At 68.1% G+C, this 12,717-nt stretch carries 9 protein-coding genes; 6 read left to right on the top strand and 3 right to left on the bottom strand.

Going from position 1 to position 12,717, the window contains the following annotated elements; genetic code table 11:
- Window positions 1-107: 107 nt before the first annotated feature.
- A complete protein-coding gene (gene panB, locus ACFULV_RS32935) occupies window positions 108-962 on the bottom strand; it encodes a 3-methyl-2-oxobutanoate hydroxymethyltransferase (RefSeq protein ID WP_378639174.1) in 855 nt (284 codons plus the stop codon).
- A gap of 199 nt (window positions 963-1,161) precedes the next feature.
- Between panB and ACFULV_RS32930 the strand changes: the two genes are divergently transcribed.
- From ACFULV_RS32930 to ACFULV_RS32920, 3 genes are all read left to right on the top strand, one after another.
- A complete protein-coding gene (locus ACFULV_RS32930; RefSeq protein WP_378663639.1) occupies window positions 1,162-2,694 on the top strand; it encodes an alpha/beta hydrolase in 1,533 nt (510 codons plus the stop codon).
- A gap of 121 nt (window positions 2,695-2,815) precedes the next feature.
- Entirely contained in the window at window positions 2,816-4,156 is a 1,341-nt protein-coding gene (gene glnA, locus ACFULV_RS32925; protein WP_378639179.1) for a type I glutamate--ammonia ligase, read from the top strand.
- 86 nt (window positions 4,157-4,242) lie between these two features.
- Window positions 4,243-7,254: a bifunctional [glutamine synthetase] adenylyltransferase/[glutamine synthetase]-adenylyl-L-tyrosine phosphorylase gene (locus ACFULV_RS32920; protein WP_378663637.1), complete on the top strand. Its 3,012-nt coding sequence runs from the start codon at window positions 4,243-4,245 to the stop codon at window positions 7,252-7,254.
- Between the two features lie 58 nt (window positions 7,255-7,312).
- Here ACFULV_RS32920 and ACFULV_RS32915 read toward each other — a convergent pair whose 3' ends face one another.
- Window positions 7,313-7,516, bottom strand: a complete 204-nt coding sequence (locus ACFULV_RS32915; RefSeq protein WP_056821080.1) for a cold-shock protein — start codon at window positions 7,514-7,516, stop codon at window positions 7,313-7,315.
- A gap of 221 nt (window positions 7,517-7,737) precedes the next feature.
- Here ACFULV_RS32915 and ACFULV_RS32910 point away from each other — a divergent pair, with 221 nt between their 5' ends.
- Window positions 7,738-8,760: a hypothetical protein gene (locus ACFULV_RS32910; RefSeq protein ID WP_378663634.1), complete on the top strand. Its 1,023-nt coding sequence runs from the start codon at window positions 7,738-7,740 to the stop codon at window positions 8,758-8,760.
- A gap of 103 nt (window positions 8,761-8,863) precedes the next feature.
- Window positions 8,864-11,377, top strand: coding sequence for a DUF262 domain-containing protein (locus ACFULV_RS32905; protein WP_378639186.1), 2,514 nt, complete (start codon window positions 8,864-8,866; stop codon window positions 11,375-11,377).
- On the opposite strand, the gene ACFULV_RS32900 is transcribed toward ACFULV_RS32905, so the two are convergent.
- Entirely contained in the window at window positions 11,374-11,655 is a 282-nt protein-coding gene (locus tag ACFULV_RS32900; RefSeq protein ID WP_378663632.1) for a hypothetical protein, read from the bottom strand. The two genes, ACFULV_RS32905 and ACFULV_RS32900, sit on opposite strands and share 4 nt — an antisense overlap.
- A 93-nt stretch (window positions 11,656-11,748) precedes the next feature.
- On the opposite strand from ACFULV_RS32900, the gene ACFULV_RS32895 reads away from it, so the two are divergent.
- Window positions 11,749-12,699: an endonuclease/exonuclease/phosphatase family protein gene (locus ACFULV_RS32895; RefSeq protein ID WP_378663629.1), complete on the top strand. Its 951-nt coding sequence runs from the start codon at window positions 11,749-11,751 to the stop codon at window positions 12,697-12,699.
- Window positions 12,700-12,717: the final 18 nt, after the last annotated feature.

The raw sequence follows: 12,717 nt of genomic DNA, 5'->3' as shown, positions 1-12,717 counted from the left end.
CTTCGTGGCCGTCCCTCCCTAGGGGTCGGGAGTGCGGTGGGTGGGTTGGGTGGGTTGTTGAAGACGGGGACAGGGACAGGGACGGGGACAGGTTGTTGTGGGTCCGGTCAGAAGCTGTGTTCTGGGCCGGGGAAGGTGCCTTGGCGGACTTCGGCGGCGTAAGTGGCTGCGGCGGTGCGGAGTTCGTCGCCCACGTTGCCGAAGCGCTTGACGAACTTGGCGGTCTTGCCGCTGGTGTAGCCGGCCATGTCCTGCCAGACCAGCACCTGGGCGTCGCAGTCGGCGCCCGCGCCGATGCCGACGGTCGGGATGGTCAGCTTGCGGGTGACCTGGCCCGCGATCTCGGCGGGGACCATTTCCATGACCACCGAGAACGCACCGGCCTCCTGCACGGCGATCGCGTCGGCGACCAGCTGCTCGGCGCCGTCGCCTCGGCCCTGGACACGGAAACCGCCCAGGGTGTTCACGCTCTGCGGGGTGAACCCGATGTGGGCCATCACGGGGATGCCCGCGGAGGTGATCAGCGCGATCTGCTCGGCGACCCGTTCGCCGCCTTCGAGCTTCACCGCGTGCGCGCCGCCCTCCTTCATGAAGCGGATGGCGGTCGCCAGAGCCTGCTGCGGCGAGGACTCGTAGGTCCCGAACGGCAGATCGGCGACGACCAGCGCGTGCGGGGCGCCGCGCACGACACCGCGCACGAGCGGGATGAGCTCGTCGACGGTGATCGGCACGGTGGTGTCGTAGCCGTAGACGACATTGGCGGCCGAATCGCCGACCAGGAGCACGGGGATACCGGCTTCCTCGAACAGCCGCGCGGACGAGTAGTCGTAGGCCGTCAGCATCGACCAGCGCTCACCGTCGGCCTTCATCTGCTGGAGATGCTGGACGCGGGTCTTGCGGCGTGGCTTGTTGTCGGCGGGAGTGGCACCGTAGGCAGGAGTCTGCTCATCGGATACGGACATCATCGTCCCTTTCGTCTGGTTCCTCGAGGCCCATACCGGGTCCCCGGGCTTTTCTGACCATCTCAGTGTGCCACCTGCGCCCGCACGGGTTTAAGGCCCGGCGCCGGTGTGATCGGTCACACCAGCGATTCGGTTACCGTGATGCGAGCCCATTCGGGCGCATTGTGTGCGCCGCAGGGCGCGGAAAGGTGGGCCCACTGTGCAGCGAGGCCGGCTCGTCGTGCTCCTCGGCGCTGTCTCTGCGTTGATCGTCACCGGATGCGGCACCGGCGGGGACAGCGCACCGCGTGCTGAACTGCCCCCGCCCCCACCGGGCCTGAACAGCTTCTACGACCAGCAGATCGATTGGGGCTCCTGCGAGGGCTACGGCAGCCCGGAGGACCGGCTGCCACCCAAAACCGAGTGCGCGCGGATCACCGTGCCGATCGACTACGCGCGCCCGGACGGCCCGACCGCCCAGATCGCGCTCTCCCGGATCCCGGCCACCGGCGAGAAGGTCGGCTCGCTGCTGATGAACCCGGGCGGGCCCGGCGTCTCCGGCCTGTCGATGGTCGGTGTCGGCAACCGCACCGAACTGGCGGAGAAGTTCGATCGGGTCGGGTTCGATCCGCGCGGTGTCGGCTCGTCGCTGCCCTCGATCGTCTGCCTCACTCCGCAGCAGGCCGACGCCGAACGTGCCGAGCCGCCCACCGACAACACGCCGGCGGGCATCGCCGAGGCCGAGGCCGACAACCGTGAGTACGCCGACCGCTGCGCCCAGCGTTCCGGCGTCGACCTGCTCGGTCACGTCGGTACCCGCGAGGTGATCCAGGACATGGATGTCATGCGGGCCGTGCTCGGCGACGCGAAACTGAGCTACCTCGGCTACTCCTACGGCACCCGCCTCGGTTCGGCCTACGCCGAGAAATACCCGCAGAACGTGCGCGCGCTCGTTCTCGACGGCGCCGTCGACTCCTCGCAGGACCCGGTCCAGGAGTCACTGCGTCAGGCGGCGGGCTTCCAGGGCGTGTTCACCGCCTACGCCACCGACTGCGCGAAGAACGCCGACTGCCCGCTCGGCACCGACCCCGCCCAGGCCGTCACCCGTTTCCGTGAGCTGGTCGGACCGCTGGAGAAGACTCCGGCGCCGACCACCGACCCGCGCGGCCTCAGCTACAACGACGCGATCACCGGCGTCCAGCAGGCTCTGTACAGCGACGACCTGTGGCAGATCCTCACCCAGGGCCTCACCGAACTGCGCGCGGGCAGCGGCGACACCCTGCTGCAGCTGGCCGATATGTACGACGGCCGCCGCCAGGACGGCACCTACGCCAACACCCAGGACGCCTTCAACGCGATCCGCTGCGTCGACGATCCGCGCGTCACCGATCCCGCGGTGACCGGCCGTCAGGACACCGAGTACCGCAAGGCCGCCCCGTTCCTCGACGACGGCAAGGGCACCGGCGCCGCCCCGCTGGAGCTGTGCGCTGCCTGGCCGGTGCCCAACACCAGCACCCCGCATCGCGTCTCGGCCCCCGGGCTGCCGCCCACCGTCGTGGTCTCCACCACCGACGACCCGGCCACGCCGTATCAGGCCGGTGTCGACCTGGCCGCACAGCTGGGCGCCGACCTGATCACCTTCCGCGGCAATCGGCACACCGCCGCTCTGGTGGCGGGCGATCAGTGTCTCGACACCGCGGTGATCGACTATCTGGTCGATCTCGCCACGCCCGCGCCCGGTCTCACATGCTGAGAGCCACATTTACTCACCGCGCCCCGTCGTGGCCGGTGAGATGTGCGAACGATGTGACGAGATCGCAAACCCGTCTCCGTATGTAACACGGATTTAACGCCGGGTGCTTACGCTCGCCGGTATGGATCGCCAGAAGGAATTCGTGCTGCGGACGCTCGAAGAGCGGGATATCCGCTTCGTCCGTCTCTGGTTCACCGATGTGCTGGGCTACCTCAAGTCCGTCGCCATCGCCCCCGCCGAGCTCGAAGGCGCCTTCGAGGAGGGCATCGGCTTCGACGGCTCGGCCATCGAAGGCTTCGCGCGCGTGTCCGAGGCGGACATGGTCGCGCGGCCCGATCCGTCGACCTTCCAGGTGCTGCCGTGGGCCAGCTCCAAGGGTCACCAGCACTCGGCGCGGATGTTCTGCGACATCACCATGCCCGACGGTTCGCCGTCCTGGGCCGACCCGCGCCACGTGCTGCGCCGTCAGCTGAACAAGGCCGCCGACGCGGGCTTCAGCTGCTACGTGCACCCCGAGATCGAGTTCTTCCTGCTGGAGAACAAGCTCAAGGACGGCTACGAGCCGACCCCGGCCGACAACGGCGGCTTCTTCGACCAGGCCGTGCACGACGCGGCGCCGAACTTCCGCCGCCATGCCATCGACTCGCTCGAATCGATGGGTATCTCGGTGGAGTTCAGCCACCACGAGGGCGCTCCCGGCCAGCAGGAGATCGACCTGCGCTACGCCGACGCGCTCTCGATGGCCGACAACGTGATGACGTTCCGCTACCTGATCAAAGAGGTGGCGATCGACGAGGGCGTGCGCGCGACGTTCATGCCCAAGCCGTTCTCCCAGTACCCCGGCTCGGCCATGCACACCCACATGAGCCTGTTCGAGGGCGAGAACAACGCCTTCGCCGATCCCGACGACCCGAACAACCTCTCGGGCACCGCGCGCTCGTTCATCGCAGGCATCCTCGAGCACGCCCCAGAGATCAGCGCGATCACCAACCAGTGGGTCAACTCCTACAAGCGGCTGATCCACGGTGGCGAAGCCCCGACCGCGGCCTCATGGGGCCGGTCCAACCGGTCGGCGCTGGTGCGGGTGCCGATGTACACCCCGAACAAGTCGTCGTCGCGGCGCGTCGAGATCCGCAGCCCTGATTCCGCCTGCAATCCGTACCTGACCTTCGCGGTGCTGCTGGCCGCGGGTCTGCGCGGTATCGAAAAGGGCTACACGCTGCCCCCCGAGGCCGAGGACGACGTGTGGTCGCTGACCGACGCCGAGCGTCGCGCCATGGGCTTCCGCACCCTGCCCGGCACCCTCGACGAGGCACTGCAGGCGATGGAGCGCTCCGAACTGGTCGCCGAAACCCTCGGCGAACACGTCTTCGACTTCTTCCTGCGCAACAAGCGCCGTGAGTGGGCCGACTACCGCTCACAGGTCACTCCCTGGGAGCTGAAGGAATACCTGAGTCTCTGAGTGATCCCGGGCCGCCTTGATCCGGGCTGACCGGATCAAGGCTTCCAGGCCGAAAGCCCGCGGAGTCAGCCGCTAGGATCACAGCTATGGTCCGGCCACCGACTGCCCGCTCCGCTGTACCCGGCGTCGGCCGGCTCGGTTTACTCGAACCGACAGCGGCGGCTTCCCTGCATCAACTCGGCTGGGACAACGTCGACGGGGTGCCGGTGCTCTGGGCACTCTCGCGTTCGCCCGATGCCGACCTCGCCCTGTCCACGCTGGTGCGGCTGCGCGAATCGCTCGAAGACGAATGGCCCGAACTGGATTCGGCGATCCGTTCCGACACCACGTTGCGCGGCAGGCTGTTCGGCTTGCTCGGCTCGTCGACGGCGTTCGGCGACCATCTGGTCGCTGCCCCGGCTGCGTGGAAAGTACTGCGCGAGAACGAACTTCCCAGCCGTGACGAACTGATCGCCGATTTGCTCGACGCCGTCGACGCGGCGCCGGAGACCGGACCCAACGCGGGGCCGATGCTGTTCCGTGCCGGGATCGCCGGTCCGGAGGCGGTCGCCTTGCTGCGCGGCAGGTACCGCGATCAGCTGATGTTGCTGGCCGCGGTCGACCTCGCCTCCACCGTCGAGAACGAACCGGTGCCGCCGTACCTGGTGGTCGGCAAGCACCTGTCGGATCTGGCCGATGCCGCGCTCACCGCCGCCCTGTCGGTCGCGGTGGCCAGGGTGTGTAAGAACGGCCCGGTGCCGGTGCGCCTCGCGGTGATCGCGATGGGCAAATGTGGTGCGCGAGAACTGAATTACGTCAGCGACGTCGACGTGGTGTTCGTCGCCGAACCGGCCGACGCGACCGCGACCCGGCTCGCCGCGGAGATGATGAGCGTCGCGAGTTCGGCCTTCTTCGAGGTCGACGCCGCACTGCGCCCCGAGGGCAAGGCGGGAGCACTGGTGCGCACCCTCGACTCCCACCTCGCCTACTACAAGCGGTGGGCGCGCACCTGGGAGTTCCAGGCGCTGTTGAAGAACCGGCCGATGACCGGCGATATGGAACTCGGCAAGCAGTACCGCGACGCGCTGATGCCGATGGTCTGGACCGCGTCGGAACGCCCCGACTTCGTCGCCGACGTCCAGGCCATGCGCCGCCGGGTCGAGGACCTGGTCCCCGCCGACATGCGTGAGCGCGAGCTCAAGCTCGGCGCGGGCAGCCTGCGCGATGTCGAATTCGCCGTGCAGCTCCTGCAATTGGTGCACGGCCGGGTCGACGAGGCACTGCACGTGACCAATACCGTCGAAGCGCTCACGGCCCTCGCCGCGGGCGGCTACGTCGGCCGTGAGGACGCCGCCAACCTCACCGCCTCCTACGAATTCCTGCGTCTGCTCGAACACCGCCTGCAATTGCAGCGGCTCAAGCGCACCCACACCCTGCCCGCGGCCGATGACGAGGAGGGCATGCGCTGGCTGGCCCGCGCCGCCCACATCCGGCCCGACGGCCGCCAGGACGCGGTCGGCGTGCTCGATACCGACATCCGCCGCAACGCCGTGCGAGTCCGGCGGTTGCACGCGAAACTGTTCTATCGCCCGCTGCTGGACGCGGTTGCCCGGATGGATTCCGACGCGCTGCGCCTGAGCCCCGACGCCGCCGTCCGCCAGCTCGCCGCCCTCGGCTATGGCGCACCGGCGAACGCGCTCGGCCATCTCAAAGCGCTCACCGGCGGCGTCTCGCGCAAGGGCCGCATCCAGGCACTGCTGCTGCCCACTCTGCTCGAATGGCTCGGTGACACACCGAATCCCGACGCCGGGCTGCTCGCGTACCGCCGGGTGTCGGAGGGGCTCGACGACCAGATCTGGTTCCTGCGCGTGCTGCGTGACGAGGGCGCGGTGGCCCAGCGTCTGATGATCGTGCTCGGTTCCTCGGAGTACCTGCCCGATCTGCTGATCAACGCGCCCGACACCATCCGGATGTACGCCGACGGGCCCGGCGGTCCGCAGCTGCTCAGCACGAAACCCGAAGACGTCGCCCGCGGCATGCAGACCGCGGCCGCCCGCTACGACGACCCGAAACGTGCTGTCGCGGCGGCACGTTCACTGCGCCGCCACGAACTGGCCAGGGTCGCCTCGGCCGATGTGCTCGGCATGCTGGACGTCGCGCAGGTGTGCGAGGCGCTGTCGTCGGTGTGGGTCGCGGTGCTCGAGGCAGCGCTGAGCGCGGTCATCCGCGCCTCGGAGGCCGAACGCGCAGCGCCCGCGCCCGCCGACTTCGCGGTGATCGGCATGGGCAGGCTCGGCGGGATGGAACTGGGCTACGGCTCCGACGCCGACGTGCTGTTCGTCTGCGATCCGCGCCCCGGTGAAGACGAGGCCACGGCCGTGAAATGGGCCAACGGGATCGCCGAGAAGGTGCAACGGCTGCTCGGCGCACCGAGCGTCGACCCGCCGCTGCAGGTCGACGCGGGCCTGCGCCCGGAGGGCCGCAACGGGCCCCTGGTGCGAACGCTGACCGCCTATCAGGCCTATTACGCGCAATGGGCCCAGCCGTGGGAGGTGCAGGCGCTGCTGCGCGCGCACCAGGTGGCGGGCGATCAGGATCTGGGCGTGCGCTTCCTGCACGTCATCGACCCGATCCGCTATCCGACCGGCGGGGTGTCGGAGGAATCGGTCCGCGAGATCCGCCGCATCAAGGCGCGCGTCGACTCCGAGCGGCTTCCGCGCGGTGCCAACCCGTCGACCCACACCAAGCTGGGCCGCGGCGGCCTGGCCGATATCGAATGGACCGTCCAGCTCCTGCAACTGCGCCACGCGCACGAGATACCCGCGCTGCACAACACCTCGACCCTGCAGTCGCTCGACGTGATCGAAGCCGAGGGCATCCTCGAGCCCGAGGACGTCGCGCTCCTGCGTGAATCGTGGATCACCGCCACCGCCGCCCGCAACGCCCTCGTCCTGGTCAAGGGCAAGCCGACCGACCAGCTCCCCGGCCCGGGCCAGCTGCTCTCGGCGGTGGCCCGAGTAGCCGGCTGGCCCAACGACGACGGTAGCGAGTTCCTCGACACCTACATGCGCATCACCCGGCGCGCGAAGGCCGTCGTCGAGCGCGTGTTCGGGGGATAGTCCGGACATGAAAAAGCCCCGCACCACTGGTGCGGGGCTTTTTCAGTTCACGCCGAAATCAGATGGCGCGGACGTCCTGGGCCTGGGGGCCCTTCTGGCCCTGGCCGACCTCGAACTCCACCCGCTGTCCCTCTTCGAGGGACTTGAAGCCCGAGCCGCCGATAGCCGAGTAGTGAACGAAGACGTCGGGGCCGCCTCCGTCTTGGGCGATGAAGCCGAAGCCCTTTTCGCCGTTGAACCACTTGACGGTGCCTTGAGTCATGTTTTAAAAGTCTTTTCCGTAGGTGAGCCATGGCGATCACTTGCGATCAGCCCAGTCTCAGCAACCCAGTATGCCATACTCGCCAGCAAACCGCGCCTTGCGATCTGTCACACCGCGATGTGGGCGGCGTATGCCGTGGAAAACCGGCGTGTTGCGTCCGTTGGCAACCAATGCCTGCGCCCCTTTCACATCGCGTCGCGGACTGTGCCAATCTGGGCGGTATGGGTGAGATGAACGCGGGGCGTGGCGGGCACGTCGACCTGGCCATGCGGGTGCTCGACGCGCACGTGGCGTTCACCAAGCAGCAGTTGCGTGAACCCGCCGGGTTCCTCGAGTTCGTCACCGAGGAGATCGACGGCGCGCTCGAGGAGGCCGCGGAGCTGACCCTCGCGCAGGCGGTGACCCGTGAGCAGATCAAAGCGGTCGCGCACAAATTCGCCGTCCAGGTTCCCGTCGAGGGCGCGATTCCCGAACTCGTCGGTGAGATCGCCACCCGCCTGTACAACCATCGCGCCAACGACGAGATCGAGGTGGGTGAGCTCGTCGACACCCGCCGCTTCGACGAGCTGGTCGACGGCGTCGCCGATCTGGATCTCACCCACCGGCTGGTGCGGCTGGTGCTCAACAGCCCGGTGACCGTCGACGCGTGCGTCGAGGCGGTCCAGCGCGCGGTGGTCACCGCGGTCGACGACGGTTTGCACCCCGAAGGCGGCGGCCTGGCCCGGACGCTGCGCGGTGCGCTGTCGCGCCTGGCCGAACCGGCGATGCCCGCGATCGAGCACGGCGTCGGCAGGCTCACCCGCACCGGTGCGCGATTCGTGTTGCGCGGCAACAGCGGTGACGCCGACGAGGTGTTGCTCGACAGCGCGCGCGAGACCTGGCGCAAACACACCGGCGACGCGGTCGGCTCGTTCCGTGATCTGGTCTCGGCCACCGATGTCGAAGACATCGTCGTGCTCGTCTTCGAATTCTGGCGCACCTTCCGCGATACCGACTACTTCCGTGCCCTGCTCGACGAGGGCGTGGACCACGTCTTCGACAAATACGGCGACACCCCCCTTGCCGAATTACTGGCTGAGCTGGGCGTAGGGCGCGCGGAGATGCTCGAGGAGGCGCTGCGTTTCGGCCCGCCGGTCCTCGAAACACTCGACGAGCGCGGTTATCTCGACACCGTGCTGCGTCGCAGGCTGGCGCCGTTCTACGCTTCGGACGCCTTCCGGGCCGCGGTGTCCGGGATGGAGTAATCGCGCCAGTTCCGTTCGGCCGCTGGCATGTCGGGATGTGTCGGTACGATTCGTGCAACGATGGGGCGCTTGTCTGCCACCGGATCTCGATCGAAAGGCTGCCGTGACACGTCTGTCCACCCTGCTCGACCAGATCGACTCCGGTGCTGTGCTGCTGCCCGAATTCCAGCGTGGCTACGTGTGGAACCGCGACCAGGTGCGTGGACTCATGCGGTCGCTGTACCTCGGGTATCCGGTCGGTGGGTTGCTGGTGTGGGAGACCGGGTCCGAGGAGATCGCGGTACGCGGGTCGACGACCGGCTCGGGGCTGCGCCAGTTGCTGCTCGACGGTCAGCAACGCATCACCACCCTGTACGGGATCATGCGCGGGACAGCGCCGTCGTTCTTCGAAGGCGACGAGATCGCCTTCACCGGTCTGCATTTCGATGTCGAGCGTGAGCTCTTCGAATTCCAGGTGCCCGGCCGCGACACCGCGCCGGCCTGGATCGACATCACCGAACTGTTCGCCCAGGGGCCGATGCACTACCTGGCCAGGTTCCCGGACGAGTCACCGGAAACCCTTGCCCTCTATCTCGATCGGCTGAACAAGGTTCGCGAGGTGGCCAACCGCGAGTTCAACGTCGAGACCATCACCGGATCGGATCGCACGGTCGACGAGGTGGTCGACATCTTCAACCGGGTCAACTCCGGCGGCACCAAACTGTCCAAGGGCGACCTCGCGCTGGCCACCCTGTGCGCGCAGTGGCCGCAGGCCCGCGGCAACCTGCGCGACCACCTGATCCGCTGGGACAAAGACGGCTACACGTTCACCCTGGACTGGTTGCTGCGCAACGTGATCGCCGTCGGCAACGGCCGCGCGCACTTCGACGCCCTCGGCGATCTGGCGCCCGCGGAATTCGAGCAGGCCCTGGTGGCCACCACGAAACAGGTCGACACCTTCCTCGACACGGTGGCGGGCCGGCTCGGCCTCGACCACGACCGAGTCCTGATGGGGCGCTATGCGATTCCCGTGATCACCCGCCTGCTGTTTCTCAACGGCGGCCGCTTCGACGACGACCTGCACCGCGACCGGGTGCTGTACTGGTACGTGCATTCCGCGCTCTGGGGCCGGTTCAGCGGCTCCACCGAGACGTTCCTGCAACAGGACTACGACACGCTCGAACGCGGCGGTATCAACGCGCTGATCGGCTCGCTGGAACGGCTGCGCGGTGGCTCGCTCGACCTGTGCGCCGACGATTTCGCCGGTGCCACTCGCGGTTCCCGGTTCTATCCACTGCTGTACATGCTGACCCGCGTCGACGGTTCCCGCGATCTCGGCACCGGGACCGAACTCGGCATCGAGCAGTTCGGCGAGCGCACCCCGGTGCAGGTGCACTACCTGTTCCCGAAAACCCTGCTGCGCGATGCCGGTTACGAACGCAACGAGATCAACGCGATCGCCAACTTCTGCTTCCTCGGCCCCGGCTCCGAGGCCGAGCTCGGCGAGCGTGAGCCCGCCGACTACTTCGCCGAGGTGGAACGGCGCAACCCGGGTGTGCTCGCCTCGCAGTGGATTCCGACCGATCCGTCGCTGTGGCGGGTGGAGAACTACCGTGAGTTCCTGCGGGCCCGCCGCAAGATGCTCTCCGCCTCGGCGGACGCGTTCCTCGAAAAGCTGCGCACCGGCAAACTGCACCGCCCGACCCTGCTGACGGTGGGTGTGGCCGGGGTGACCATCGGCGATCCCGCGGTGGACCAGGTCAACGCGCTCGTCGACGATCTCGTCGCCGACGGCTTCGGCTTCCCGCTGCTCGACAGTGAGGTCTCCGACCCGGTCACCGGCCGCGAACTCGCTGTCGCCGAAGCCTTTTGGCCCGAGGGCCTGCAGCCGGGCGTCGGCATGCCGGTGGTGCTCGTGCTCGAGCCGTCCAATGCCGACCTCACCCGTTTCGCCCAGCTGGGCTACGCGGTGTTCACCTCTGTCGACGCCCTGCGCGGCTATGTCGACAACCTGCGCGTGGAAGCCTCCGGCGACAGCGGCATCGACGGCCCGGTCGGCGATCTGGCCGCGTTGGCCGACCGTCTGCCCGCCACCTGGGTCGGCAATTCCGAACAGGTCTGGTTCCGCTTCGCCTGGAACCTGCTGGAGCGCGACCGCGCCGAGGGCCCCGACGCGCTGCTCGGTCCCGAACAGCTCGCCCTGCGCTACATCGCTCTGTGGGCGCTCACCCGCACCTTCTACATCCACGCCTTCGACCAAGGCAACCCCGGCGAATGGCGCTACTACCTCGGCGACGCCATCGGCCCGAGCCCGCTGGTCCCGCGTGCGTGGCTGGCTCAGCGGGCCGTCGAATCCGGTGCGCTGGCCCCCGGCATGCCGCCCGGCGACGAAGACATCGCGATCGCGCTCGTTCACGGCGTCATCGAGACCGTCGACGAGGTCGCCACCGCGCTGTCCCACCTCCTCGGCGGGCCCGGATTGTTCGCCTCCCTGTGGGCGTCGGCGGGCGCGGCCGAACACTACGGCTACCCCTTGTCCACCGATCAGATCAACGACCTCATCAACCAGGTGGTCAACGATCCCGAGTCCCGAAAGATCCAGGCCTACAACTGGATCGAGGCAGGCCTGCCGCTCTAGGGCCTACCGGTCGCGCGCTGGAAGGTCGAGACGAAGTCGGTCAGCGCGGTGCGGTCCTCGAGGTCGGCCGGTCGGTAGCCGCGGTCGGCCTCGACCGTGATCGCGGTGCCCGCGCCGACACGCAGCTCATCCCAGCAGACCGGGAGAACCGGGAGCTGCACGGTGCGCTCACCGACGGTCAGGGTGATCGCCGAGGTGTACTTGTTCGCGACGGTCATCAGCTCCTCTACGGCCCGCTCGGTGAGTGGACCCGCGGCGGAGAATTCTTCGATGTACACGGTCACCTCCCTTCCGGCGGCCAGTGTAGGTCCTCGCGGAGTTCCCAAGACAGCCGCAAGAGACCTGAAAGCGGCGCCGCTTAGGGTGACCTCATGATGCGTAAATGGGTGGAGCGAGCGTTGCTCGTCCTGGGGTGGGGCGCGGTGGTCGCGGCAGTGGCCGGGATCGTGTTGCATGTCGTGGACTGGCGCCAGAAGTCGATGGTGCTGTTGGCGTCGGGGGCGATGTGGTTGATGCTCGGTGCGGTCGTGGGGCTGGTGCTGTTGCTGCTCGCCCGAGGCTGGCGCAGCTCGGGGGCGGCGGCAGTGGTGCTGGCCGGTGTCGCGTGGTTGGTGGTGCCGTCCTACATTCCGGAGGCCAGGGCTGCCGATGGGCCGGAACTGGTGGTGATGCAGTCGAACATCCTGTTCGGCAAGGCCGATCCGGTCGCCGTGGTCGGTGCCGTGCGGGAGAACAACGTCGACGTGCTCACCGTCGAGGAGTTGACCATCGACTCGATCACGGGTCTGCGTGTGGCCGGACTCGAAGAACGACTGCCCTACTCCTACCTGGAACCGGCGCAGTCCGGTGGTGGCGGCACCGGCATCTACAGCCGATACCCGTTGCGCGACACCAAGAAATACGACGGCTTCATCATGAGCAACATCTCCGCGACGATGCAACATCCACAGCGTGGACCGATGCCGGTCTTCGCCTTCCATCCGATTCCGCCGAACCTCGACTTCGGCGCCTGGTCGGCCGAGATGCGCCGGGTCGACGAGATCCTCGCGGCGACCAGCGCGCCGGCGATCGTCGGCGCGGATTTCAATGCCACGCACGATCATTCGGCGTATCGCGCGCTGCTCGACGGCGCGTTCGCCTCGGCCGCGGACCAGACCGGCGACGGTGTCCTGCTCACCTACCCGGCGGATCGCCGGTGGGGACCGGTGATCGGGATCGATCACATCCTCGTCGCAGGTGGGGTGGCCGAACAGATCCGCACGCTCACCATCCCCGGCTCCGACCATCGCGCGGTGCTGGCCACGATCCGAATGGACCTGTGACAGCGGTCGTTTACCATG

It is taken from the genome of Nocardia sp. NPDC057272 (genome assembly GCF_042668615.1).
GTDB lineage: Bacteria > Actinomycetota > Actinomycetes > Mycobacteriales > Mycobacteriaceae > Nocardia.
The sequence above is the reverse complement of the archived record's forward strand: the minus strand, read 5'-3'. Positions and strand labels throughout refer to the sequence as shown.

Bases quoted from the DNA above. Each gene is read 5' to 3' on its own strand.
- panB (WP_378639174.1), bottom strand. From the start codon at position 962: ATGTCCGTATCCGATGAGCAGACTCCTGCCTACGGTGCCACTCCCGCC.
- ACFULV_RS32915 (WP_056821080.1), bottom strand. From the start codon at position 7,516: ATGACTCAAGGCACCGTCAAGTGGTTCAACGGCGAAAAGGGCTTCGGC.
- ACFULV_RS32920 (WP_378663637.1), top strand. From the start codon at position 4,243: ATGGTCCGGCCACCGACTGCCCGCTCCGCTGTACCCGGCGTCGGCCGG.
- ACFULV_RS32910 (WP_378663634.1), top strand. From the start codon at position 7,738: ATGGGTGAGATGAACGCGGGGCGTGGCGGGCACGTCGACCTGGCCATG.
- ACFULV_RS32895 (WP_378663629.1), top strand. From the start codon at position 11,749: ATGATGCGTAAATGGGTGGAGCGAGCGTTGCTCGTCCTGGGGTGGGGC.
- glnA (WP_378639179.1), top strand. From the start codon at position 2,816: ATGGATCGCCAGAAGGAATTCGTGCTGCGGACGCTCGAAGAGCGGGAT.